Source organism: Thiosulfatihalobacter marinus (genome assembly GCF_016019955.1).
Taxonomy (GTDB): Bacteria; Pseudomonadota; Alphaproteobacteria; order Rhodobacterales; family Rhodobacteraceae; genus Shimia; species Shimia marinus_A.
The window spans coordinates 45,438-70,348 of the sequence record NZ_JAECRZ010000004.1; the positions used below are offsets into that span (position 1 = coordinate 45,438).

Annotated in this window: 28 protein-coding genes; 7 read left to right on the forward strand and 21 right to left on the reverse strand. The window is 62.6% G+C overall.

From position 1 onward, the window contains the following. Window positions 1–10 precede the first annotated feature (10 nt). The 5 genes from I3253_RS07355 to I3253_RS07375 form a co-directional block, all read right to left on the reverse strand. Window positions 11–649, reverse strand: a complete 639-nt coding sequence (locus I3253_RS07355; protein ID WP_197917012.1) for an acyl-homoserine-lactone synthase — start codon at window positions 647–649, stop codon at window positions 11–13. A gap of 90 nt (window positions 650–739) precedes the next feature. Then, entirely contained in the window at window positions 740–1,459 is a 720-nt protein-coding gene (locus I3253_RS07360) for a helix-turn-helix transcriptional regulator (protein ID WP_408647783.1), read from the reverse strand. Next, entirely contained in the window at window positions 1,398–1,613 is a 216-nt protein-coding gene (locus tag I3253_RS07365; protein ID WP_197917013.1) for a hypothetical protein, read from the reverse strand. Before I3253_RS07365 ends, I3253_RS07360 begins: the two co-directional genes overlap by 62 nt. 226 nt (window positions 1,614–1,839) lie before the next feature. After that, window positions 1,840–3,126, reverse strand: coding sequence for a crotonyl-CoA carboxylase/reductase (gene ccrA / locus I3253_RS07370; protein ID WP_197917014.1), 1,287 nt, complete (start codon window positions 3,124–3,126; stop codon window positions 1,840–1,842). Window positions 3,127–3,283: 157 nt separating this feature from the next. Further along, window positions 3,284–4,642, reverse strand: coding sequence for a 1-acyl-sn-glycerol-3-phosphate acyltransferase (locus I3253_RS07375; protein WP_197917015.1), 1,359 nt, complete (start codon window positions 4,640–4,642; stop codon window positions 3,284–3,286). Between the two features lie 62 nt (window positions 4,643–4,704). Here I3253_RS07375 and I3253_RS07380 point away from each other — a divergent pair, with 62 nt between their 5' ends. From I3253_RS07380 to deoD, 5 genes are all read left to right on the forward strand, one after another. Beyond that, on the forward strand, window positions 4,705–5,319 hold the full coding sequence (locus tag I3253_RS07380; protein WP_197917016.1) for a GNAT family N-acetyltransferase: 615 nt from the start codon (window positions 4,705–4,707) through the stop codon (window positions 5,317–5,319). Between the two features lie 72 nt (window positions 5,320–5,391). Beyond that, the gene (locus I3253_RS07385; RefSeq protein ID WP_197917017.1) at window positions 5,392–7,458 is read left to right on the forward strand and encodes a protein meaA; all 2,067 of its coding nucleotides are present in this window, start codon (window positions 5,392–5,394) and stop codon (window positions 7,456–7,458) included. 164 nt (window positions 7,459–7,622) lie between these two features. After that, a complete protein-coding gene (locus I3253_RS07390; protein WP_197917018.1) occupies window positions 7,623–7,937 on the forward strand; it encodes an H-NS histone family protein in 315 nt (104 codons plus the stop codon). A 54-nt stretch (window positions 7,938–7,991) separates the two neighbouring features. Further along, on the forward strand, window positions 7,992–8,270 hold the full coding sequence (locus I3253_RS07395; RefSeq protein ID WP_197917019.1) for an acylphosphatase: 279 nt from the start codon (window positions 7,992–7,994) through the stop codon (window positions 8,268–8,270). 80 nt (window positions 8,271–8,350) lie between these two features. Continuing rightward, window positions 8,351–9,061 (forward strand): purine-nucleoside phosphorylase, encoded by a 711-nt coding sequence (deoD, locus tag I3253_RS07400; RefSeq protein WP_197917020.1) that lies wholly within the window; start codon window positions 8,351–8,353, stop codon window positions 9,059–9,061. On the opposite strand, the gene I3253_RS07405 is transcribed toward deoD, so the two are convergent. Beyond that, the gene (locus I3253_RS07405) at window positions 9,035–9,868 is read right to left on the reverse strand and encodes a LysR family transcriptional regulator (protein WP_232236861.1); all 834 of its coding nucleotides are present in this window, start codon (window positions 9,866–9,868) and stop codon (window positions 9,035–9,037) included. The genes deoD and I3253_RS07405 overlap by 27 nt on opposite strands. A gap of 140 nt (window positions 9,869–10,008) precedes the next feature. Between I3253_RS07405 and I3253_RS07410 the strand changes: the two genes are divergently transcribed. After that, a complete protein-coding gene (locus I3253_RS07410) occupies window positions 10,009–11,349 on the forward strand; it encodes a serine hydroxymethyltransferase (protein WP_197917022.1) in 1,341 nt (446 codons plus the stop codon). Window positions 11,350–11,630: 281 nt separating this feature from the next. Here the strand turns inward: I3253_RS07410 and I3253_RS07415 are convergent, their stop codons facing one another. From I3253_RS07415 to I3253_RS07480, 14 genes are all read right to left on the reverse strand, one after another. Continuing rightward, window positions 11,631–12,479 carry an urea carboxylase-associated family protein gene (locus tag I3253_RS07415; RefSeq protein ID WP_197917023.1) on the reverse strand — a complete coding sequence of 283 codons (849 nt, stop codon included), beginning with the start codon at window positions 12,477–12,479 and terminating at the stop codon, window positions 11,631–11,633. A gap of 63 nt (window positions 12,480–12,542) precedes the next feature. Then, entirely contained in the window at window positions 12,543–13,718 is a 1,176-nt protein-coding gene (locus tag I3253_RS07420; RefSeq protein ID WP_197917024.1) for a type III PLP-dependent enzyme, read from the reverse strand. A gap of 209 nt (window positions 13,719–13,927) precedes the next feature. Continuing rightward, a complete protein-coding gene (locus I3253_RS07425; protein WP_197917025.1) occupies window positions 13,928–15,571 on the reverse strand; it encodes an FAD-binding dehydrogenase in 1,644 nt (547 codons plus the stop codon). 101 nt (window positions 15,572–15,672) lie between these two features. Then, window positions 15,673–15,834, reverse strand: a complete 162-nt coding sequence (locus I3253_RS07430; protein WP_197917026.1) for a hypothetical protein — start codon at window positions 15,832–15,834, stop codon at window positions 15,673–15,675. A 122-nt stretch (window positions 15,835–15,956) separates the two neighbouring features. Further along, a complete protein-coding gene (locus I3253_RS07435; protein WP_197917027.1) occupies window positions 15,957–16,676 on the reverse strand; it encodes a ZIP family metal transporter in 720 nt (239 codons plus the stop codon). Window positions 16,677–16,788: 112 nt separating this feature from the next. Beyond that, window positions 16,789–17,568 carry a succinate dehydrogenase iron-sulfur subunit gene (locus tag I3253_RS07440; RefSeq protein WP_197917028.1) on the reverse strand — a complete coding sequence of 260 codons (780 nt, stop codon included), beginning with the start codon at window positions 17,566–17,568 and terminating at the stop codon, window positions 16,789–16,791. Between the two features lie 12 nt (window positions 17,569–17,580). After that, a complete protein-coding gene (sdhA, locus tag I3253_RS07445; protein WP_197917029.1) occupies window positions 17,581–19,386 on the reverse strand; it encodes a succinate dehydrogenase flavoprotein subunit in 1,806 nt (601 codons plus the stop codon). Between the two features lie 11 nt (window positions 19,387–19,397). Next, a complete protein-coding gene (sdhD, locus tag I3253_RS07450; protein ID WP_197917030.1) occupies window positions 19,398–19,769 on the reverse strand; it encodes a succinate dehydrogenase, hydrophobic membrane anchor protein in 372 nt (123 codons plus the stop codon). A gap of 11 nt (window positions 19,770–19,780) precedes the next feature. Continuing rightward, window positions 19,781–20,164 (reverse strand): succinate dehydrogenase, cytochrome b556 subunit, encoded by a 384-nt coding sequence (gene sdhC, locus I3253_RS07455; protein ID WP_197917031.1) that lies wholly within the window; start codon window positions 20,162–20,164, stop codon window positions 19,781–19,783. Window positions 20,165–20,449: 285 nt separating this feature from the next. Next, entirely contained in the window at window positions 20,450–21,115 is a 666-nt protein-coding gene (locus I3253_RS07460) for a DUF1194 domain-containing protein (RefSeq protein ID WP_197917032.1), read from the reverse strand. A 111-nt stretch (window positions 21,116–21,226) separates the two neighbouring features. After that, window positions 21,227–22,258 carry a MaoC family dehydratase gene (locus I3253_RS07465; RefSeq protein WP_197917033.1) on the reverse strand — a complete coding sequence of 344 codons (1,032 nt, stop codon included), beginning with the start codon at window positions 22,256–22,258 and terminating at the stop codon, window positions 21,227–21,229. After that, a complete protein-coding gene (locus tag I3253_RS07470; RefSeq protein ID WP_197917034.1) occupies window positions 22,259–22,462 on the reverse strand; it encodes a DUF1737 domain-containing protein in 204 nt (67 codons plus the stop codon). It abuts the gene before it with no gap. A 5-nt stretch (window positions 22,463–22,467) separates the two neighbouring features. After that, the gene (locus I3253_RS07475) at window positions 22,468–23,016 is read right to left on the reverse strand and encodes an NnrU family protein (protein ID WP_197917035.1); all 549 of its coding nucleotides are present in this window, start codon (window positions 23,014–23,016) and stop codon (window positions 22,468–22,470) included. Window positions 23,017–23,049: 33 nt separating this feature from the next. Further along, window positions 23,050–23,904 carry an HpcH/HpaI aldolase/citrate lyase family protein gene (locus I3253_RS07480; protein WP_197917036.1) on the reverse strand — a complete coding sequence of 285 codons (855 nt, stop codon included), beginning with the start codon at window positions 23,902–23,904 and terminating at the stop codon, window positions 23,050–23,052. Window positions 23,905–24,182: 278 nt separating this feature from the next. Here I3253_RS07480 and I3253_RS07485 point away from each other — a divergent pair, with 278 nt between their 5' ends. Beyond that, window positions 24,183–24,473 carry a hypothetical protein gene (locus I3253_RS07485; protein WP_408647798.1) on the forward strand — a complete coding sequence of 97 codons (291 nt, stop codon included), beginning with the start codon at window positions 24,183–24,185 and terminating at the stop codon, window positions 24,471–24,473. A 118-nt stretch (window positions 24,474–24,591) separates the two neighbouring features. Here the strand turns inward: I3253_RS07485 and I3253_RS07490 are convergent, their stop codons facing one another. After that, the gene (locus I3253_RS07490) at window positions 24,592–24,801 is read right to left on the reverse strand and encodes a hypothetical protein (RefSeq protein WP_197917037.1); all 210 of its coding nucleotides are present in this window, start codon (window positions 24,799–24,801) and stop codon (window positions 24,592–24,594) included. Window positions 24,802–24,911 lie beyond the last annotated feature (110 nt).

Here is a 24,911-nt window from a genome sequence, read left to right on the forward strand (position 1 = left end):
GAACACCGCCTCAGGCGCTTTGCGCCAGGCGCGCCGCCGCGCCGCCGCCAAACGCCGCATCGAACCAGGCACGCGACAACTCCGGGTCCAGACCGGCGCGCGCCGCCACCGCGCTGCGGGCCTCTTGCGTAAAGCTCCACAGGCCCACGCTGATCCGCTCCCGCCCCTCGCCCTGCGCGCCCAGCACCTCGGGGGACGAGCCGATCAGCCGATAGATCCGCACCATGCGCGCATCGAAAACGCCCACGTAATGCTCTACCCCGAAACCGGTCATCACCTCGCCCCCGCCTAGCATCAGCGCGGCCGCCGTGCGCGGCTCGGCGTCGCGCGCCAGACAGAACCGGGTGCATTCCCAGATTACCGGGCTTTGGATCCGAACCCCGTCCGTCAGGTGCAGAAAATGGTCGTTCACCATGCATGGGCCGGTTGTTGGCAACAACCGCATCGAACCACCATGGCTGCCGTCAGGTTTCTCCCAGATCACATAAAGCGGGTTCAGCGCGTCATATTCATCGCGCTCCTCGCCGTTTTCATCCACCGTGACATCCCAGTTCAGCCGGGTGCGAAACTGGTCGGCCCGGTCGCGGAACATGCCGCGCTTGAGCTTGGGAAACATGTGCAGGTCACTGGCGTAGATATAACGGATCATGTGGGCATCCCTCCGACAATTCGAGCGGGAACAGCCCTAGCGGGACATGCTTAATGCTGGCCTAACCTGCATGTCGGTCCGTTAACCTTTTCAGACAACAATCAACCCGCGCGTCATCGCCTGAGCTACCGCGTGGGTTGTGTTAAGCGCGCCCAGCTTGAACCGGGCGCTTTCGATATAAACCCGCAACGTATGCTCCGAGATTGACAGGGTTTCGGCCACCTGTGCCCGGCTGTACCCCATTGCCAAAAGTGTCATCGCATCCACTTCGCGGGGCGACAGGGCGCGGGCCTGTTCCGGTGCGCGCTCCGGCTCGAAATCCAGCGCCTTCTGATTGAACTCATGCGCGATCAGGATCAGGTCGCGCCGGTTGGCGTCGGTAAAGACCGCCCAGGTATCGTCGTCACAGTGATGGCTGACAGTGAACAGCGCGAACTGCCCGTTTGGCCCCCGGATCGGGATCGAGAATCCCTGATTGCCCACCCCATATTCGATCGCCTCGCGCTGAAAGGCGCGCGCCGCCTTGCCGGACCAGTCCAGCCGCTTCCAATCAACCGGGTGAAACCTTTGATAACACCCGATAATTACCGGATCAATGCGGATGTAATCCTGTTCGATATAGCGGTCGCGCCAGGCGTCGGAATAGGTGCCACAGCCATATTGTTCGCCCGCCGAATTGACCCAGTGATAGACCATATGGTCTATCCCAAAATGATCGCGCAATGCCTCGGTTGCATGTTGCAGCGCATCAAGCTCTTGCGCGTGCGTCAGCTCCTCCAGTATCGTTTCCCGCCGTTGCGTCATCCCCATGCCGCGCCGCCCCTGTGTTATGCGCCAACGACACGATCTCCGTCGCAGCCACCAGCCTTGTATCATCCAGCTGATCGGCCAGCCCATCCAGGCCATTCGCCTGCGCAAAAGTCCGAAGGTCCGCAAGCACGTCGAGTATCCAGTCGTATTTCATGATTGACTCTCGTTATCAGGGGTTAATGAAACGTTAACACAAGCATAGCACGAGCCGTTCCCGTTAAGATATTCGCTGATTTTCTCTCCCCAGAAATGGTGAGGGGGCGATCCGGCAACCCTCTGAAAGCAAAAAGACGCCTTACCAAAACGTAAATCACCCCCGAACCGGCGTCGCGATTCGGGGGTGATTCGTGATCCTGTGGCGCACCTTCCGGGGCGCGCGCCTATTTCCCGGCTTCCAGCACATCCTCGACGGTGCGCAGGCCCGTCCTGGGCGCCTGCACCAGAACCGCCATATTTCCGGGCTTGTGCTCGTTGCGCAGCATCTTCATATGCGCGTCCGGGATCTCGTTCCAGGCGAACACTTCCGACATGCACGGGTCCAGACGGCGCTCGCACATCAGGCGGTTGGCGCTGGCGGCCTGTTTCAGGTTGGCGAAATGCGATCCCTGAAGCCGTTTCTGGTGCATCCACATGTACCGCACATCAAACGTTGTGTTGAACCCGCTGGTCCCGGCACAGATCACCACCATGCCGCCCTTCTTCACCACCAGCGTCGAGACCGGAAAAGTCGCCTCGCCGGGGTGTTCGAACACCATGTCCACGTTCACGCCCTTGCCGGTAATGTCCCAGATCGCCTTGCCGAATTTGCGCGCCTCTTTCAGCCACGCATTGTATTCGGGGCTGTTCACCGTGGGCAACTGCCCCCAGCAATCGAAATCCTTGCGGTTGATCACCCCTTTGGCGCCCTGGTCCAGCACGAACTGGCGCTTGCTCTCGTCCGAGATCACGCCGATCGCGTTGGCGCCCGCAGTGTTGGCCAGCTGGATCGCATAGGATCCCAGACCGCCCGACGCGCCCCAGACCAGCACGTTCTGACCGGGCCGCAGCTCGTGCGGGTGGTGGCCGAACAGCATCCGATAGGCGGTGGCCAGCGTCAGCGTGTAACAGGCGCTCTCTTCCCATGTCAGGTGCCTGGGACGCGGCATCAGCTGCTGCGCCTGCACCTTGGTGAACTGCGCGAACGAACCGTCGCCCGTTTCATAGCCCCAGATCCGCTGGGTGGGCGAGAACATCGGATCGCCGCCGTTGCATTCCTCGTCGTCGCCATCATCCTGATTGCAGTGAATGACAACCTCGTCACCCACCTTCCAGTTCTTCACCTTGTCGCCCACTTTCCAGACGATCCCCGACGCGTCCGACCCGGCGATATGGTAATCCTGACCATGCACGTCGAAGGGCGAGATCGGCTGGCCCAGACCGGCCCAGACACCGTTGTAATTCACGCCCGCGGCCATCACCAGCACCAGCACCTCGTGGCTGTCGATTTCCCAGGTATCGACCACTTCCTTCTGGAACGAGGTATCGGGCTCGCCATGGCGTTCCCGGCGGATCGCCCAAGCGTACATTTTCTTGGGCACATAGCCCAGCGGGGGCATTTCCCCAACTTCATAAAGATCCTTTTCAGGTGCCTCATACGCTGCGATGGCGCTTTCAGTATCCAGAGCCATGTGTTTTGCCTCCTGTTAACGTCCTGTTTGCCGCGACGCAGAATCGCGGGGTCTGAGGATGGAATATCGGTGGCTTTGTAATATTGCAACCTCAATCAAGTCATTTTTGTAATTTTATGACCCAGCAGGCGCAGAAATTTCCGCTGCGCCTGCACGGTCACATCAGCAGATGCCGGATCGAATTTGCATAGAAGGCCAGCGCGGGCCTTTCCTGGGGATTGACCGAGAAACAGCCCTCCGCCTTGGTGACGATACGTCGCTGCGCCAACATGCGCAGCCCGACCTCCACCGCATAGCTCAGATCGTCGCGCGGCATGTGCACATGGGTGGCATCCAGCTTGACGGCCCAGGTGGCGAATTGCGCCTCGATAGATGCGCGCGACAGCGGCTCGGCGGCGTCTTCGATGATCGCCGCCACCAAAGGCACCGGCAGCACCGGCACCACCGCGTTGATCCGATGCATCAGCTCTTCGGCCAGCGGTCCGGCCACCTCGCCCGCGTGATGCGCGCCGAACGCCTTCAGCGACAGCGGGCGCCCGAAACTCACCGCCGCATAGCCGAACCGGTGAAACCTGCCCCGCAGCCGCAACCACAGTTGTTTCAGAAAGAACCCCCCGATCACGCTGATGCGCGCCCGGAACCCCTTGCCGCCCCGTGCCAGCGCCTCCAGCAGGATGCGGTCCTCCAGCACCCGGTCGTAATTCAGCGCCACCGGCACGAACACCACGTCGCGCGCCTCTGGATCGAACCCGTCGGTGATGTATTTCAGCAACCCTTTCCTGGGCTCCTGCGGCGCCCCGTCCAGGCTCAGCCGGCCTTCGAGGAACATCGCCTGCGTCACCCCGCCCTGCGTGGCCAGCCGCACATAGGCCGCCAGAACCTTGCGGTACAGCGCATTGCGCGATTTGCGCCGGATGAAATAGGCCCCCATCGCCTTGATCAGCCGGCTCAGCGGCCAGACCCGCGCCCATTCGCCCACCGCATAGGCCAGCGCCGAACGTTCCGCCGCCAGATAGGTCACCAGCACGTAGTCCATGTTGGATCGGTGGTTCATCACGAAGACCACCGTCGCATCCTTCGGAATATTGCTGATGCCCGATTCGTCGAAATGCGCCAGCCGCACCCGGTACAGCGCGGTGCTCAACAGCCTGGCAACCCGGATCGCGACCCCGAAATAAGCCGAAGCGGAAAAGGACGGCACGATCTCGCGGGCATAGCGTTTGGCCTCTTCAAAGGCGACGTTTTCCGGAATGCCCTGTTCCGCCGCGCGATCCGCCACCGCCTGCGCCACGTCCGGCTGATAGATCAGCCGCTGGATCATGTCATAGCGCCGGGCCAGCCTGAACGGTTCGATCGGGCGCTCCAGCCGCATGTTCAGCTGCGCCACCGCCTTTTCCATCCGGCGCCGGAAGAACCAGCGCACCGACGGGAACAACAGATGGCTGGCCGCCGTCACCGCCGCGAACAGCAGGATCAGGATAAAAAGCCAGAGGGGAAGTTCGATGGTGCTGCCCATGGCCAACTCTTGCAATGCGCGCGCGCAAGGTAAATATCAAACTGCACCGCAAAGGATCATTGATGCGCACCGTGACCATCTCTCCGGGCTTTACCGAGGCCGAACGCCCACAGGTCGCCGGGCTGTACTGGCAGGCTTTTTCCGGCAAGCTTGGCCCGGTCATGCGCCCCGAACACCACGCGCTGACGTTCATTGCCTCAGTGCTCGACCCCCAATTTGCGCTTTGCGCCCGCGACGCTGACGGCACCCTGCTGGGGGTCGCCGGGTTCAAGACCGCCTCGGGCGCGCTCGTTGACGGTGGCCTGCGCGACATGGCGCACATCTATGGCTGGGCGGGGGCCCTGTGGCGCGGCACGGCCCTGTCGCTTCTTGAACGCGACACCGTCACCGATACGCTTCTGATGGACGGTATTTTTGTCGCGCCCGCCGCGCGCGGGCTTGGCGTGGGCACGATGCTGTTGCGCGCCATCAAACGGGAGGCGGTCGATCTGGGCCTGTCCGGTGTCCGGCTTGATGTGATCGACACCAACCCGCGCGCACGCGCATTATATGAGCGTGAAGGCTTTGTCGCGGGCGAAACCGAACATCTTGGCCCCCTGCGTCACATCTTCGGCTTCTCAAGCGCAACAAAGATGGTATGCCCGTCAGGCTGTGATTGCCGCAACGCAGCGAATTGACTTGCACATGATATTTCGCATATCTACGCTCTGACGCAATAATATTGCCCAAACGATTCACGAGGTCGCCCCATGTCGCACACGCAGAAAGACCGCCAGGCTCAAAAGTCCGATCGCCAGGCCGATCGGCATGATCAAAAGTCCGATCGCCAGGCCGATCGACATGATCAAAAGTCCGATCGCCAGGCCGATCGTCCGTGGCTGATCCGAACCTATGCCGGCCATTCCACCGCCAAGGCATCCAACGCGTTGTACCGGTCGAATCTGGACAAGGGGCAAACCGGGCTTTCCGTGGCCTTCGACCTGCCCACCCAAACCGGTTATGACAGCGATCACGTGCTTTCGCGTGGCGAGGTCGGCAAGGTTGGCGTGCCGGTCTGCCACCTGGGCGACATGCGCACCCTGTTCGACCAGATCCCGCTGGAACAGATGAACACCTCGATGACGATCAACGCCACCGCCCCCTGGCTTCTGGCGCTTTATATCGCCACCGCCGAAGAACAGGGCGCCGATGTCTCCAGATTGCAGGGCACCGTCCAGAACGACCTGATCAAGGAATATCTGTCGCGCGGCACCTATATCTGTCCGCCCGCCCCCTCGCTCCGGATGATCGCGGACGTGGCCGAGTATTGCTATACCAACGTGCCCAAATGGAACCCGATGAATGTGTGTTCCTATCACCTGCAAGAGGCCGGCGCGACACCCGAACAAGAGCTTGCCTTTGCGCTGGCCACCGCGGTTGCCGTGCTCGATGCGCTCAAACCCCGCGTCCCGGCCGAGGATTTCCCCGCCCTTGCGGGGCGCATTTCCTTTTTCGTCAACGCCGGCATCCGTTTCGTCACCGAAATGTGCAAGATGCGCGCCTTTGTCGATCTCTGGGATGAAATCCTGGAAACCCGCTATGGCGTGGACAATCCGAAATACCGCCGCTTCCGCTATGGCGTTCAGGTCAATTCGCTGGGCCTGACCGAACAGCAGCCCGAAAACAACGTCTACCGCATCCTGATCGAAATGCTGGCCGTGACCCTTTCGAAAAAGGCCCGCGCCCGCGCCGTGCAATTGCCCGCCTGGAACGAGGCGCTTGGCCTGCCCCGCCCCTGGGACCAGCAATGGTCGATGCGGATGCAACAGATCATGGCCTATGAAACCGATCTTCTGGAATATGACGACCTGTTTGACGGCAATCCCGCCGTTGACCGCAAAGTGGCCGAACTGAAAGAGGGCGCGCGCCACGAACTGGCCAATCTTGACAGCATGGGGGGCGCCATTTCGGCCATCGACTATATGAAATCCCGTCTTGTGGAATCCAACGCCGCGCGGCTCAACCGGATCGAAGCCGGGGAAACCGTGGTGGTGGGGGTGAACAAATACCAACAGGGCGAGGTTTCGCCACTGATGACCGGTGATGGCGGCATCATGGTGGTGGACCCGGCCGTGGAACAGGAACAGATCGATCGCCTGAACGCCTGGCGCGCCGCACGCGACAACGCCGCCGTGCAAAAGGCCCTGGCCGATCTGCGCGCCGCCGCCCAGTCGGGGCAAAACGTCATGCCCGCCTCGATAGCCGCCGCAAGGGCGGGCGTCACCACCGGCGAATGGGCCGCACAGATGCGCGCCGTGCATGGCGAATACCGTGGTCCCACCGGCGTATCCGCAGCGCCCTCCAACAAGACCGAAGGGCTGGACGACATCCGCGACGCGGTGGATGCGGTGTCCGATACGCTGGGCCGCCGCCTGAAATTCGTGATCGGCAAGCCCGGTCTTGACGGCCATTCCAACGGCGCCGAACAGATCGCCTTTCGCGCGCGCGATTGCGGCATGGACATCACCTATGACGGCATCCGCCTCACCCCCGAGGAAATCGTCGCCAAGGCCATCCGGGACCAGGCGCATGTGGTCGGCCTGTCGATCCTGTCAGGCAGCCACATTCCCCTGATCGAAGACCTGATGCAGCGCATGCGGGCGGCGGGCCTGACCGACACACCCGTCATCGTCGGCGGCATTATCCCCGACGACGATGCCGAACGCCTGCGCGCCATGGGCGTGGCCCGCGTTTATACACCCAAGGATTTCGAACTGAATACCATCATGCGCGATATCGTTGCCCTTGCCGATCCACGCGCCGTCGCCGCCCAATAAAAACGCCAACTGGCATCGCAACACCCGCAAAAAGCCTCTCTTGCCTGCAAGAGGGGTTTTTTTGCGCCGCCCGGAATAAAGCTGACACAAAATCAACCTTGTTTTGCAGCCCGCAATTATTGAAAACACCTATTGAATTGAAGGCGCGACAAAAGGAATAGACGATGGACCTGAAAGGATTGACCGAAAAGGAATTGGTCGAATTGAAAGCCAGGATTGATGTGCAACTGGCCAAGCTGGAAACAGAGCGCAGGGAAAACGCGCTGAAGGCGGTAAAAGAAGCCGCCGGGAAATTCGGCTTTTCGATTGACGAGATTGCACAGGTTGCCGGCAAACGCCGCGGTGCGCTGGTCAAGGGTTTGCCCAAATACGCCCATCCGGACGATGCCTCCAAAACCTGGACGGGCAAAGGGCGCAAACCGAAATGGTTTGACGAGGCTCTGGCCGCCGGAATCGCCCCCGACCAGATGGAAATCTGATCCGCTTGCCCCGACTCGGGGCTTGCGTCACAGTTGGGGCAGGAGACACATCCGATGCCCCAAACCGCCTTTACCGCCAAGATCACCGGCCGCGTCCAGGGCGTGGCCTTTCGCGCCTGGACACGGTCGCGCGCCCGCACGCTCGGCCTGACCGGCTGGGTGCAGAACGACGCCACCGGCTCTGTCTCGGCCCATGTGCAGGGCGAACAGGCGCAGGTGGAAACCATGCTGGGCGATCTGTGGTCCGGCCCTGCTGCCGCCTCGGTGCGCGATGTACAGGCCCGCAAGGCCGCGCCGGATCCGGCCCTCACATCCTTCGAAATCCGTCCCTGACGCCGCTACCCCCTTGCGCCCCGCCCCCCATTGGCGTCATCTAACCGCCAATTCACAGCCTGTTGCACGAGGGAATAGCCATGACCATCCATATCGGGGCCGAACCGGGCCAGATCGCCGAAACCGTCCTCTTGCCCGGCGATCCCTACCGGGCGAAATGGGCCGCGCAAACTTTTCTCAAGGACGTGGAATGCGTCAACAAGGTGCGCGGGATGCTGGGTTTTACCGGCACCTGGAACGGCCACCGCGTCACCATCCATGGCTCGGGCATGGGCATGCCGTCGCTGTCGATCTACGTAAACGAGTTGATTACCTCATATAACGCCCAGACCCTGATCCGCATCGGATCCTGCGGCGGAATGCAGACCAGCGTGAACGTGCGCGACGTGATCATCGCCATGACCGCCACGTCGCTGTCAACCCCGTCGCGCGGTATCTTCAGGGACATCAACTTTGCGCCCTGCGCCGATTACAACCTCTTGCGCGCCGCCGCCGATGCCGCCACCGCGCGCGGCACCCCTACCCATGTGGGCGGCATCTATTCCTCGGACGTGTTCTATGACGAACGCCCGGACCTGAACGAACAGATGATCCGCCACGGTATCCTGGGCGTGGAAATGGAGGCGGCCGAGCTTTACAATCTCGCCGCCCGCCATGGCCGGCGCGCATTGGCGGTGCTCACGGTCTCCGACCACCTGATCACGCACGAGGCCCTGCCAGCCGAAGATCGCGAGAAAACCTTTGGCGACATGGTCGAAATCGCCCTAGAGGCTGCTTTTTCCGGCCAGTAGCCGCGACAGCGCTCTCAGGGGCGGCGACAGCGCGCCGTCCCTCACGCCGATCTCCAGCCAACGTGGCAATTCGGCGCGCGTGCCAAAAGGCGCGACCAACGCTCCGCTGTCCAGATGCCGCGACACAAGCGCGCCATGCCCGATCAACACGCCCGCGCCGTGCAAAGCCTCTTCCACGGCCAACGCGTATAGCGAATAGACCGGCCCGGACACCTGAACCTCCGCGCCTGCCTCTGCAAGCCAGATCGGCCAGTCCTGCGCCCAGACCGCATCCGACAGGCACGGGACCGCCGCCAGATCCTCCACTGTCTCAAGCTGCCCGGCCAGTTGTGGCGCACAGACCGGGAAAATCACGTCCCGTGCGATCCCAAGCCCCGCCCCATCCCCATAAAAAACCGTCATGTCAAACGGCTCGCGCGCCATGTTCGGAGGCTGCTCCAGGGCCGAAACCGATATTTCCAAATCCGGCAGCGCGGCGCGAATGGCCGGCAGTCTGGGGGAGAGCCACAATTGCGCCACCGCCGGCAACGCCGCCACGTGCAGCCGCCCGGGCAGCGCAGCCTGGCGCAACTCGCCCACCGCGGCGCCAAGCGCGTCAAACGCCCCGGTCAGCCCCGGAAGTACCCGGACCCCGACCCAGCTCAGCACCACGCCCTGCGCGCGCCTCTCAAACAAGGCGGCACCACACCATTCCTCCAGCGCCTTGACCTGTTGCGCAACCGCCCCGGGTGTGACGCAAAGCTCGTCAGCCGCGCGCGCAAAACCACCCAGCCGCGCCGCCGCTTCAAAGGCGCGCAAGGCCGTCATCGGCGGCCCCTTGGGCCGGGGAGGATGTATCGCCATCGGAATACCCCCAGTAATTCTATGCCTGTATATCACCTATTCTGGTTTGCGTCCCGGATCCATTCTCGGGTCCAATGCACGCGAATGCCTCAACGGAGATCGAAATGCCCCACCTCGCCCCCCGTCCCTGGGTGCCCGCACCCAGCGAAACCCTGATCCAGAGCGTCGCGAAGCAGACCGCCCGCGACCAGAGCGGTGCCATCGCGGCCCGGATCACCGACCTGACAGCGCAAAACCGCCAGATCCATGAACGCGACTGTTTCAATCTCAACCCGGCGACCAATGTGATGAATCCGGCCGCCGAGGCGCTGCTGGCCTCTGGTCTCGGGTCACGCCCCTCGTTGGGCTATCCCGGCGACAAATACGAAATGGGGCTGGAGGCGATCGAGGAAATCGAGGTCATCGCCGCCCAGCTTTGCGCCGAGGTCTTTGACGCGAAATATGCCGAAATCCGTGTGCCTTCGGGCGCAATCGCCAATTTGTACGGCTTCATGGCGCTGTGCAGACCGGGCGATGCGATCATCGCACCGCCGGCAGAGGTGGGGGGCCATGTCACCCATCATGCGGCAGGCTGTGCCGGGCTTTTCGGGCTGGTCAGCCATCCGGCCCCGGTGAATGCCGATGGTTATACCGTCGATCTCGACGGGCTTGCCGCGCTGGCCCAGAAAGTGAAGCCGAAGCTGATCACCATCGGCGGTTCGCTGAACCTGCTGGAACATCCCGTGGCCGAAATCCGCGCGATTGCCGACAAGGTGGGGGCGCATGTGCTGTTTGACGCGGCCCATCAATGCGGCATGATCGCGGGCAAGGCGTGGAAGAACCCGCTGGCCGAGGGCGCGCATCTGATGACGATGAGCACCTATAAGTCGCTGGGCGGACCGCCCTCGGGCCTGATCGTCACGAACGAGGCCGACATTGCGCAACGGCTGGACGCCATTGCCTTTCCCGGCATGACAGCCAATTTCGACGCCGCCAAATCGGCGGCGCTGGCCATGACCATGCTGGACTGGCGCGATTGTGGCGCCGCCTATGCAAAAGCGATGATCGACCTGAGCATGACCCTTGCCATGGCATTGCAAGCCGAGGGTCTTCCGGTGTTCACAACCCATGCCGGTCCCACCCGGTCACACCAGTTCGCGGTGCTGGCGGCACCCTATGGCGGCGGACAGGCGGCGTCCAGGACCCTGCGCAGGGCGGGTTTTCTGGCTTGCGGCATCGGCCTGCCGGTTGATCCGGTTGAGGGCGACATGAACGGGTTGCGTATCGGCACACCCGAGTTGGTCCGCTGGGGTATGCGTGCGGATCATGCGCCCGAGCTGGCGGCGCGCATTGCGGGCGCGCTGCGCAGCGACGCCCCCGAAAGCCTGGCCGGCGACACCGCGGCGTGGCGCGCCACCTTCGACCGGTTGCATTTTGTCCGCGAGGCAGGTGCTCCCGCCCGCTGACCGGGCCAGCAAGCTGCCCCGCCATCGGTTGGGCCAGGCCCCGGGCCTGCAAGCAGACCCGGGGCGACGGCGCGCGCGGCGCGCCTTATCCGAGTATTTTTGGCAAAATGAAGAGAGGACGTGCGGTGGATTAACTGCGCGCTGTGCGCTGTCCGATACTGACGGATTACCGACGCAGTACCGACGTGGTGCCGATCGTCAAATGGCCAATCAACCAAGGCGATTGCCCCTGATTCGGCTGATTATCGCCGAACCCGCCGGAAGGGGGGCGCAAGCGGCGATCACGCGATCCCGTGGCTGCCGTCATATCCGTTGAGCGGCGGCGGCGTCCAGCCCTTCAAGACCCCGGCTGCCGGTTGGAATATTTCCACCAACAAGGGAAAGCACGCCGCCGTATCCGAGCTGTGTTCAGAGGAGCAATCCCCGCCCGGGCAGGCGCTCAGGCTCCCCAGGAGATCGATTTCAGCAAAGAATTCAAGGTAGTCGCCGGGGCGCACCGGGCTGGCCTTCATGAAATACTGGCCTGTGTCACGGGTGAATCCCGTGCACATGAATACGTTCAGCACATCGTGCACCTGCCGCTCGGCCTGGTCCGGTTGCAGCCCGGTATGATCGACCAGGGCGCGGGTCAGGTTGGAATGGCAGCAATGGTGATACTGGCTGCCTGACAGCAGGTTGCCGGTATAGGGATCGCAGCGTGTCCCGATCACATCATGCACCGCCCCGCCCCATTCATCTTTTCCATACCATTCCAGCGTATCCTCCAGAATCGTCGCCATCGGCCTGAGATAGGGAAAGGATGACCACAGGCGCATCCCCGTTGTCAGATGGGTGCCATGCAGCGCGCGCGTCTTGCCCGAATAGAACCGCTCGTTCAGGTTTGCGGCGTGCCACAGGTTCAGGTCCCCCACCTGGGGGCCTTCGATCGAGGTGATGCGAAAGAAATGGCCTGCCGGGACCGGGAAACACCGGGCGTCGCGCGCGGGCACAATCGCCTCGTCGACCTTGCGCGCGCTGTCGCGGGCCGCGCGGTACAGGGCCATGGGCGGCGCGGGCAGGGTATTGTTGGGATAACAGATCACCGGCTTGATGGCGCGGCGTTTTGCGGCGTCGTCCGGAATGTGGGCCATTCGGGAGCTCCCTTTTTGCAGAAGTCCCCCGAATGAACCCGTCCCCCCCGAGGATGGCAAGCGTTAGATGACGATCACATCCAGCGGCGGAAAGCCGTTGAAGCCGATCGTGGCGTAGGTCGAGGTATAGGCGCCGCAATTTCGGATCACGATCCGATCGCCCGCCTTCAGGCCCAGCGGCAGCTGAACCGGCTGTTTCTCGTAGAGCACGTCCACGCTGTCGCAAGACGGCCCGGCAAGGATACAGGCACCGGTGCCTTCATCGTCCCGCTCGGTCAGGAACTGATAGCGGATCGCCTCGTCCATGGTCTCGGCCAGCCCGGAGAATTTCCCGATATCCAGGTAGACCCAGCGGTGCAGGTCGTTGTCAGACTTTCGGCTGACCAGAAGAACCTCGGCCGAAATCGCGCCGCATTCGGCCACCAGGCCGCGCCCCGGTTCGGCCATCACATGCGCGACCTCGCCAAAACGCGCACCGATTTGCCCCATGACCTCAGCGGCATACGACGTTGCGCCCTGAACAGCCTCGCCATAAAACGCCGGGAACCCACCGCCGATATTCAGCACCGACAGATCATGCCCGGCCGCCTTTGCCCTGGCCCAAACGTCTGCCACCTGATCCAGGATCGGTGCCCACATCGCGGCACGCCGGGTCTGAGACCCAACATGAAACGAGACACCGACAGGCCGCAGGCCCAGCGAAGCGGCATGGTCCATCAGCGACACGGCCTTGCACGGCGCACAGCCGAATTTGCGGGTCAGCGGCCAATCGGCTTCGGTCGCCTCGACGATCAGGCGGACATAAACCTTGGCACCGGGCGCATGGGTGGCAAGCTTTTCCAGTTCTTCCTCGGCGTCCACCGCGAACAGTTCCACCCCGGCGCCATAGGCAAAGGCGATGTCGGCGGGCTTTTTCACAGTGTTGCCAAAGGAAATATGCGCGGGCGCCGCCCCGGCGGCGAGGCACATCTCGATCTCGGCGCGGCTGGCAGCGTCAAAACGACTGCCCAGTTTCACCAGCGTCTTCAGGATGCCCGGCGCCGGGTTGGCCTTGACCGCATAGTGGATTGCCGCCCGGCCCAGACCGGCCTTGAGCGCGCCGTATTGGCGGGCCACGGCATACGTATCCATGACCAGGGTTGGCCGCTCAAACCGGTTTTCCAGGATGAAGGTTTCGGCGCGCGAGAGGGAACGGGAGCCGATTTCGGGCGCAAATGCCCCGGTTGCGTAAGCGTACATTGGTCATCTCCAAAAGACCTGACCGTCACCGGTCAAAATTCAAAGGGAGACGTTACCGTCGCTGCGTAACTTGGGGGCGTCCCTTACGACAGAGGCGCGTGCGTTGGCGTCTTGTCCCGCCATATCGGGCGGAAACCGATTCCAATCAAGCCTTTTTTTCGCCGCCGCCCAAAAAACTTGTGTTCTCCATATTTTTCAAAAGGTTACACTCAGGAAACAGATCGCCCCGCGGCGCGGCCCGAAAAGATGCAGCCACCCAGGAACGTGCCTTCCAGCGCGTTATAGCCGTGATAGCCGCCGCCGCCGAACCCGGCGACTTCGCCGGCCGCGAACAATCCCTCAAAGGCGCTGCCATCGGCGCGCAGCACCTGTCCGCCCGGATCCGTATGCAGCCCGCCCAGCGATTTTCGGGTCAGGATGTTCAGGCGCACCGCGATCAGCGGGCCATTGGCCGGGTCCAGAATGCGGTGCGGTTTCGCCGTCCGGATCAACCTGTCACCACGATAACTCCGTGCCCCCCGGATCGCGGTGATCTGGGCATCCTTGGAGAACGGATTGTCGATCTGGGCGTCGCGCGCCCTGATCTGCGCCAGGAGCCGGTCAAACTCCATAGGGGTCTCCGGTGTCAGCGCGTTCATTCCGGACACAAGCTCGGGCAGGTTGTCAGCCACCACAAAATCCGCGCCTTCCCGCTTGAATGCCTCCACCGGGGCCGGGGCACCCTTGCCCACTATCCGCGCCTTCAACACCTGCGCCCACTGACCGCTGGTCAGATCCGGGTTCTGCTCGGATCCGCTCAGCGCGAATTCCTTTTCGATGATCTTTTGCGTCAGGATGAACCAGCTGTGCTCGTGCCCCGTGGACAGGATGCGTTTCAGCGTGCCCAGGCTGTCAAACCCCGGCAGATACGGCGCCTCCATCCGCTCGCCCAGCGCGTCGAACCACATCGAGGACGGGCCGGGCAGGATACGTATCCCGTGATTGGGCCAGATCGGATCCCAGTTGGCCAGCCCCTCGGTATAGTGCCACATCCGGTCGCCATTGATCACCGCCGCGCCGGCGTCTTCGGCCACGCGCTGCATCTGGCCGTCCACATAATCGGGCACCCCCGCCACCATCCGCGCCGGGGCCTTGCCCAGCCGGTCCTCGGGCCAATAACGGCGCACCATGTCGTGATCCCCGCCAATGCCACCGGTTGTGACAATCACCGCCCCTGCGTGATATTCGAAATCGCCCACCTCGTCGCGGTTGGTCGGGCGTCCGCGTTCTGCCGCATCCGGTGCCAGAACTTTGCCATAAATACCTGAAACCGCGCCATTTTCCGTAATCAGCCCGGTAACACGGTGGCGAAATGCAAAACGCAGCTTGCCCGCCTCCGCCGCCTGGCGCACCAGCCGTTCAAACGGCGCCACAACCCCCGGCCCGGTGCCCCATGTGATGTGAAACCGGGGCACGGAATTGCCGTGCCCGTGGGCCAATGCGCCCCCCCGCTCGGCCCAGCCGACCACGGGAAACCAGCGTAACCCGCGTTCCGCCAGCCAGGGGCGCATTTCTTCGGCGGCAAACGCCACATAGGCCTGCGCCACCTTGCGCGGGTTCTCGTCCTCGGGACGGTCGAACTGTGCCGATCCCATCCAGTCGGACAGCGCCAGATCATGGCTGTCGCGAATGCCCATGCGGCGCTGCTCTGGCGTGTCCACCATGAACAGCCCACCCAGCGACCAGAACGCCTGCCCGCCAAGCGATTGTTCGCCTTCCTGATCCAGAAGCAGCACGCTGCGTCCGCGCGACACCGCCTCGGCCGCCGCCACCAGCCCGGCCAGACCGGCCCCGATAATGATCACATCCGACATGAGCACACCTCCCTTGAGAAGAGGCTACCCAGACGCTGGGCAAGGACCAAGAACAACCTTGCGTAATGTCAAAGGCGCCCCGGAAAACGGGGCGCTCTGCCTTACGCGGCCTTGACGTATTCGTAATAGGTCTCGCTCGCCGGCGCGGCCTGCCCCCTGGCAACGGCCTTCAGCGGCGGTGTGTAATAGGCATAGGCCTGTTCCAACAGTTCCAGCGCACGCTCGGCAACATTTTCGGGCGCGGCATTCTGTGAGGTCGACATGAGATGCTCTCCGTTTGTCGGTGTCAGACCTCCTCCCTGCTGCGAACATAGGCGGGGCAGTCGCCGGTTTCACCCGTCAATATTGCAATAACGCCATGCAATAATTGCAGATTTCCGCAGCGTCACATCGTCGCCAGATGCCCGGCCAGCCCCAGCATGAACCCGGCCACCGCGCCAAAGGGCGGCGACCAGTGGCGCGCCAGGGGCACTTGCGGGGCGACGTCCTGAAACAGCAGGTACAGAATGCCGCCAGACGAAAACATCATCACGGCGCCCAGAGCCGCCTGTTGCCCGCTCAACACCACCATGCCGAACCCCGCTGCCAACGGCCCTACCGGCACCATCAACAGAAACAGCACAATCACCCGGCGCGCGGCCATGCCGTTGTCGCGCATTTCGCGAAAGGCGTTGAACCCCTCGGGCAGGTTCTGCAAGGCAATCATCGCCGCCATCAACACCGCCACGCCCCGATCCGCCGCCAGCAGCGCGCCCAGCGCCATCGCCTCGGGCAGGTAGTCCAGCATCATCGCCAGAAACTGTGCCAGATGCGTGCCCCGGTTGGCCAGGGCGCGATCCACGATCATAAAGGCAAGCCCCCCCAGACCGAACAAGGCCAGCGCCCAGCCGGGCGCCAGCCGGTCGATGCCCTCGGGCACCAGCACCAGCGCAATGGCCGACATCAGCGCCCCGCCCCCGAAGGCTGTCACAAAGTGGCGCAGGCTCTGGTCCTCATCCGCCGGCAACCAGCGCACACCCCAAGTCAGGGCGGCACCGGCAGGCACGGACAGTCCCGCCAGAGTTGCCAGCACCATCGCCGCGAAAAAGTCTTCCGAGCCTGTCATTTCCGCCTCCCAACCGAGATACCTTGCAGCATTTTTCAATACCTCTCAGGTCAAACCCAAAAAGGCCCGCCGATCCGGGCGGGCCTCTCCGTAAGATCCATCACGCCAACGATCAAACGTGGCGTTCAACCATCATCTTCTTGATCTCCGCAATCGCCTTGGCCGGGTTCAGCCCCTTGGGACAGGTCTTGGCGCAGTTCATGATCGTGTGGCAACGATACAGCTTGAACGGGTCTTCCAGATCGTCCAGGCGCTCTCCCGTGGCTTCGTCACGGCTGTCGATGATCCAGCGATAGGCATGCAACAGCGCCGCCGGCCCAAGATAGCGATCCGAATTCCACCAGTAGCTGGGGCAGGATGTCGAGCAGCTTGCGCACATCACGCATTCATACAGGCCGTCCAGCTTCTTGCGGTCCTCGATCGATTGTTTCCACTCCTTGGCGGGACGGTTGGTCTTGGTCTCCAGCCACGGCATGATGCTGGCGTGTTGCGCATAAAAATGGTTCAGGTCCGGGATAAGGTCTTTCACCACCGGCATGTGGGGCAGCGGATAGATCTTAACGTCGCCCTTGATCTCGTCCAGCCCATAGATACAGGCCAGCGTGTTGATCCCGTCGATATTCATCGCGCAAGAGCCACAGATCCCCTCGCGGCAGGACCGGCGGAAGGTCAACGTCGGGTCGATCTCGTTCTTGATCTTGATCAGCGCGTCCAGAACCATCGGGCCGCACTTGTCCATATCGACAAAATACGTGTCCACCCTCGGGTTCTTGCCGTCATCCGGGTTCCAGCGATAGATCTGGAACTTGCGCACATTGGTCGCGCCCTCGGGGTTGGGCCATGTCTTGCCCGTGGTGATGCGCGAGTTCTTCGGGAGTCTGAATTCAGCCATGTCTCTTTCTCCTTAGAACGTCCGCGCCTTGGGCGCGATTTTCTTGAGGCTGATGCCGCCTTCATCCTCGGTCGTCAGCGGATCGGTGACAACCGGACGATAACTCAGCTCGACCTTGTTGCCATCTACCCGGCTAACCGTGTGCACCCGCCATTTTTCGTCGTCGCGCGTGGCATAGTCCTCGTGCGCATGGGCGCCACGGCTTTCCTTGCGCGCCTCTGCGCCATAGATCGTGGCCAGCGCATTGGGCATCAGGTTGGTCAGTTCCAGCGTTTCCATCAAGTCGCTGTTCCACACCAGAGACGTGTCGGTGACATGCAGATCGTCCAGCTTGGCCGCGATCGCAGTCATTTTCTCGACGCCTTCCTTCAACGTCTTGTCGGTGCGGAACACGGCGGCGTCCGATTGCATCGTGCGCTGCATTTCATCGCGCAGATCCGCCGTGGGCACGCCGCCGCTGGCGTGGCGCAACCCGTCGAACCGGTCAAACGCCTTGTCCACCGAAGCAGGGTTCAATACCGGGTTCGCGGCCTCGGGGTTCACCACCTTGCCCGCGCGGATCGCCGCCGCGCGGCCAAACACCACAAGGTCGATCAACGAGTTCGAACCAAGCCGGTTGGCGCCATGCACGCTTGCACAGCCCGCCTCGCCCACGGCCATCAGGCCCGGCACCACGGCGGTCGGATCGTCCTTTGTCGGGTTCAGCACCTCGCCCCAATAATTGGTCGGGATGCCGCCCATGTTGTAATGCACCGTCGGCAGAACCGGGATCGGCTCTTTGGTTACGTCCACACCGGCGAAAATCTTGGCGCTTTCCGAGATACCCGGCAGGCGCTCGGCCAGGGCTTCGGCAGGCAGATGGTTCAGGTTCAGGTGAATGTGATCGCCATGTTCGCCCACACCGCGGCCTTCGCGGATTTCCATGGTCATCGAACGCGAAACATAGTCGCGCGGCGCCAGATCCTTGTAGTTGGGCGCATAGCGCTCCATGAACCGTTCGCCCTCGGAATTGGTCAGATAACCGCCTTCTCCCCGCGCGCCTTCGGTGATCAGACAGCCCGAGCCGTATATCCCGGTCGGGTGGAACTGCACGAATTCCATATCCTGAAGCGCCAGCCCCGCACGGGCCACCATGCCGCCGCCGTCACCAGTACAGGTATGGGCCGAGGTGGCGCTGAAATAGGCGCGGCCATAACCGCCCGTCGCCAGCACCACCATCTTGGCGTTGAACACATGCATCGTGCCGTCGTCCAGCTTCCAGCACACCACGCCCTGGCATTGCCCGTCCTCGGACATGATCAGGTCAATGGCGAAATACTCGACATAGAATTCGGCCTTCTGCTTCAGACTCTGACCATACAGCGTGTGCAGGATCGCGTGGCCGGTCCGGTCGGCGGCGGCACAGGTGCGCTGTACCGGCGGGCCTTCGCCGAATTCGGTCGTGTGGCCACCGAACGGGCGCTGATAGATCTTGCCCTCCTCGGTGCGCGAAAACGGCACGCCGTAATGTTCAAGCTCATACACGGCCTTGGGTGCCTCACGGGCGAGATATTCCATCGCATCCGTGTCGCCCAGCCAGTCCGAGCCCTTGACGGTGTCATACATGTGCCATTGCCAGCTGTCCGGGCCCATGTTGCCCAGCGACGCGGCGATGCCGCCCTGCGCCGCCACGGTGTGCGACCGGGTCGGGAACACCTTGGTCACGCAGGCGGTGCGCAACCCCTGTTCGGCCATGCCCAGCGTCGCGCGCAGCCCGGCGCCACCGGCCCCCACAACCACAACATCATATTCATGCGTTTCGTATTCGTACTCAGCCATGTCTCAGGTCCTCACAGCGCGATTTTTGCCAGCGCGAACAAGCCTACGGCGGTTATGCCGTAGCCCAGGATGATCACCGACATGATCAGGATTTTCTTGGTCGATTTCCGGAAATAGTCCTCGATCATCATCTGCGCACCCTTCGCGAAATGCTGCATTCCGAAAACCAGAACCAACGCCGTCAGGATCGCCGGGAACGGGCGGCTGAAGGTCGCAATCACCTCGTCATAGCCGCTGCCCAGGGCGCGGCCAAAGACGTAAAGGAATACCGGGATGATCAGGGCCAGGCCAACGGCGCTGACCTGCATGTACCAGTGATGCTCGGTTCCTGCATGGGCGGCGCCGCGCCCTTCGGCGCGCTTGCGGTCGGTCAGATAACGCATTGTCTTGCCCCCTACACGATGATCATGGTCAGAACGGTCAGCACGACCGATCCGATGACGCAGGCCCAGCCAAGCTTTTCGGCGGTCGGAATGTCCAGCCCGCGCCCGGCGTCAAAGATCAGGTGCCGCAGCCCGGCGAGGTAGTGATACCAAATGCCCAACAGCGACAGGCTGAACAGCACATCCCCGGCAAACGACGTGGCAAAGCCGTTCACGGCCTCGAAATACTCCGGCCCGCTGGCGGCGGCGGCCAGCCACCAGACAATCAACATTGCCGAGACAACCATCGCATTGCCGGTGATCCGCGTCAGGATCGAGCTGATCGAGGTCAGCTGCGGGCGATAGATCGTCAGGTGAGGAGAAAGTGGGCGCACGACCCGTTTCGCATCAGCCATACTGAATCCTTTCAGGTTTCCCTTGCGTCTTTACTAACGCTTTTTTCGTGTCTGTCACCTTGAGCGCAGCCTAAAAGGCGCGGTTATTTGGCGCAATGGCAGAGATTTTTTCGCTTTTGTGATCACAGAAATTTATTCGTGATCACATCTCCCGCGTTTCCAGGCCGACTCGCCCGAATCCAGCTGGCAAGCGCCCCTGGTCCGCGCCCGGCAGGTGAATCACCCCGGCCCCGGAATGTTTGCGCTCACAGGCGAATAGGCTGAAAATCCATGCCTTTCCCGATGTCATGGCCCCAACCCGGAAACCTGCACCGCCAATTCCCGGATCAGTTTTTGCCGGATGCGCCCCGGGTAGTCCTCGAATCCGTTCGCCGTCACGACAAAAGCCCCCGCACCTGTGATCACATTCTTCCGGAAATACGCCGTGAGGTCGATCTCGTCCGTTTCGATCACAAGCGCATTAACGGTGATTCCCGCCCCGGCCAGGATCGCCCTGGCTCCGGATGGGGCACCGCCTTCGTTGGAAATCCCGTCGCTGGAAATATCAACGATCCTGCGACGACAGTCCGGCGCGTCCCGGAACAATTGGCGCGATGCCACCATCGCGTCGCCGATTGCGGTGGAATACATGTCCCATCGTCGCGGCGCCACTTCAACCGCCCGTGCCAACTGCTCGGCCTCGGCCCCGCTGCGCACCCGCATCCACGGCACACTTAACGCCTGACGGCCTTCTCCGGTCCATTGCAGCATCGCAACGGCAGCCTCGCCCGTAACCAGCGCGTCCACCACCGCCCCATCGCGCAACGCCGCCGCAAGCCCGGTCTGCTGCACCTTGAATTCCAAGGGGTCGATACTGCCCGATACATCCACAGCCAACACCAGCGCCACGTCGCAGGCAGGCGCGGCAACGGGCCACAAAAGCCCCCAGATCAAGGCAAATCGGCGCAACATGCACCGATACTACCCCACATGGCACGGATTTTCCCTACATTCCCGCATCCCCGCACACAAAAAGGCGGACCGGCGCCCGCCCTTTCATTGTTCCCAAAATACTCAATCTGCTCAGACCGGCATCAATGCCCAGTAATCAAGGTCCAGCAGCACATCGGGCAGGTACTTCCCATCTTCACCACGCAACGCGAACGGCGCGCCGCCCCTGGTCGCCACCAGCCGCAGGCGGATCGCGCCCACACCGGGCACCTTCGTTTCGGCCTTGTCCAGAACCTCGGACCACGCCTTGACGGTCAGCCCCGAAAACGCCGGATTGGCATGGGCGCCACCATTCAGCCCCACGATCATCTGCGCATTGGCCAGCCCGTTGAAACTCAGCGCGCGGGCCAGCGAGATGATATGCCCGCCATAGATCAGCCGCTGCCCGTCCGGGCGGAAAGTGGCATCAAAATGCACCTTGGCGGTATTCTGCCAAAGCCGCGTCGCCATCATGTGCTCGGCCTCTTCCAGCGTCACGCCATCGACATGGTCGATGGTCTCGCCAACCTCGTAATCGCCCAGAACATGTGGCTCGCCGGCCTGCGCGAAATCGTAGTTGCCGAAGTCCAGCCCCTCGGGAACCACCAGATCGGACGGATCGATCACCCTCGACAGCTCCGGCACCACGGTGTCCGGCGCGGGCGCATCCACGTCGCGCTTGCGCACCATCACCCAACGCACATATTCCATCACCGCGTCGCCGCGCTGATTCATGCCGCGCGTGCGCACATACACAACCCCGGTCCTGCCGTTGGAATTCTGCTTCAGCCCGATCACCTCGGAGGTGGCCCGCAGCGTATCGCCCGCATAGACCGGCTTCAGCCAGCGGCCTTCGCCATACCCCAGATTCGCCACCGCATTCAGCGACACATCCGGCACGGTCTTGCCAAACACCACATGAAACGCCACAAGATCATCCAGCGGCGATCCGGGCAGCCCGCAGGCCTGCGCAAATGCATCCGAAGAATACAGTGAATGGCGCGCGGGATACAACGCGTGATACAGCGCCCGCTCCCCCTGCCCCACGGTGCGGGGCACGGCATGGTCGATCACCTGCCCCATCCTGTAATCTTCGAAAAACCGGCCCGGATTGGTCTTGGCCATCTAATGCTCTCCCAGCTTCGTGTCGGGGGAATAGCTGCCCTCGACCTCCTTGATCACCGCCTGCCCGCACCGCATCACGCCGGTCTTGTGACAGAAGGTCTGTGTGGGCGAACCATAAAGCGCCCACCCCTTGTTCAATGCCTCCGTCACCTTGTGACAAAAGGCCGATGTGTCCTCTTCGGACAGGAACCGGTACAGCTTCATCGCGCTCACCCCGGAAACGGCCACGGGCCCAGCCAGGCGTGGATCCAGCCGATCGCCGCCAACAACACCACCGAGGCCACAAGGAACATGCCATCCTTGGCAATCGTGCCCGTCTGGGTCGGGGTCCAGTCCGGCTCGGCCCGGTTGATCACGGCCACTTCGCCCACCGCCCACACGAACAGCCCGCCAAACAAGATGACCGAGGCCAGATCGCCGTTCACCAACAGATGCGCAAAGGCCCAGGCCCGGAATCCCGCCAGTTGCGGATGACGCATGTTGTTGAAAAGCTTGCCCTTGCGCGGCGCCGGGCTCATCAGGAATATCGCGATCAGCACCAGCAGGTTGTTGACATGCACGGTCCATGTCGGCGGATACCACAGGTCCACCACCGGCGCCATGCGATAGCCATAGATCATCGCCACCACGCTCGCCAGGATGATCAGCGCCGATACCCCCTTGCCGCCATTGCCCATGCGGGCACGCATATCGGGCAAGGCCCGTTTCCACATATGTCCCGCAACCCACAGCAGAACACCCAAGATCAAAAGTGTCATGTCAAACTCCCCTGTTTGCTTCAGGGAAAAGCCTTATGCCGAAAGCGCGGCGATTGCATCCGCCTTTGCCAAAATTTCACGCGCCGTCACGACATGCAGGTTCTCGACGATCTTGCCATCCACCACGGCCACGCCCTGTCCGCTGGCCTCTACCTCCTGAAACGCGGCGATCTGACGACGCGCCAGGTCGATCTCGGCCTCGCTGGGGGCAAAGGCCGTGTTGGCCACCCCGATCTGGGCCGGATGAATGATGGTCTTGCCATCAAATCCCATGTCGCGGCCCTGATCACATTCGGCGCGGTGGCCGTCCTCGTCCTTGAAGGCGTTGAAAACACCATCCACGATAATCACACCTTCGGCCTTGGCCGCCAGCAGACACAGGCCCAGCCCCGCCATCATCGGCAAACGGTCCGGGCGGAACCGGGTCTGCAATTCCTTGGCCAGATCATTGGTGCCCATCACCATGCCCCTGAGCTGCGGATGCGCCGCGATCTCGGCCGCGTTCAACATGCCGCGCGGGGTTTCCATCATCGCCCAAAGCGGCGTGTCCCCCACCAGCGCGGCCAGCGCGTCCAGCTGCGCGGCGCTTTCGACCTTTGGCAGCAGCACCGCATCACAATCCATCGCGGCCGCCGCCCTGGCATCCGCCGCGCCCCATGCCGTGTCCAGCCCGTTGATCCGCACGATCCGAACCCGGTCGCCATAGCCCCCCTGCGCCAGCGCCGCGCTCAATGTGTCGCGCGCCTTTTCCTTTTCCTCGACCGCCACCGCGTCTTCCAGGTCAAAGATGATCGCATCCACGGGCAGATTGCGGGCCTTGTCCAGCGCCCGCTCCCTGGAGCCGGGGATATACAGAACAGAACGATAGGGGCGTGCACGAGGGTCCATGAATCTCTCCGTAATTTTGTTGCGCGAAACATGGGCATTCTTTGCGCAAAAGTTCAAGGCCGAATTTGCCGCAGCGCAGAATATCGGCCCGGCGGCGCCCCCCCGCGCGCCGCGTTAACCCTGTTTTGGCGCATCGACAGGCAGGATTTGCGTATCGCGTACGGCCGGACATGCCCCCTTGGGCCGTTCGAACCACATCCCATATGCGGCCCCGCAATCAGGCCCCAAGCCAAAGGAACGAACCGATGACATTGAAACAGAAACTCCTGACCATGACGATGGGCTTCGGCCTGCTGGTGTCGGCAGCACAGCTTGTCGAGGCGCAGACCGCACGCAATTGCGGCCCGCGCGACATGGTCGTTCAGCGCCTCGCCGAAGGTTTTGGCGAATCGCGGCGGGCCATCGGGCTTGGCGCGCAGGGCGCAGTGGTCGAGCTGTTTGCCTCTGACAGCTCGGGCAGCTGGACAATCACGGTGACTTTCCCAAACGGGTCAACCTGCCTCGTGGCAAGCGGCCAGGCCTTCGAGGCACTGGCCGAGGCCTTGCCACCCCGGGGCGACGGCGCCTGACGCGCCGGAAAAATCCGATCTTGCCGGGCCGGAATTATTCAAAAATTCCGCGCCCGCCGCCGCGCCCTGCGCGGGAACGGCTACAGAATCAATCGGGGTTCACCCCCGGATCACGCCCTCAGCGCTTTTGCTTGAGCAAGGCTTCACGCTGTTCCTTGTATTCCTTTTCGTTCAAAAGCCCGGCCGCATAGGCCTTGTCCAGGTCCGCCAGTTCCTGGCCCAGCGTGGTGGTTGTCACGTTGTTGGTCGTGTTTCCACCATTGCCACAGGCCGACACGGTAAAGGCCACCAAAGTCAGCGCGATCAGCGCCTTGAGAGCAGGTTTCATTGTCTCTACTTCCTGAAATATTGAAACTGTCACGCAAGTTGTAGCCGCGTCCGCACGGTGCGGCAACAGGTGAGATGCCCGTCGCGCGACCCTCCTGCATCGCTTCGCCG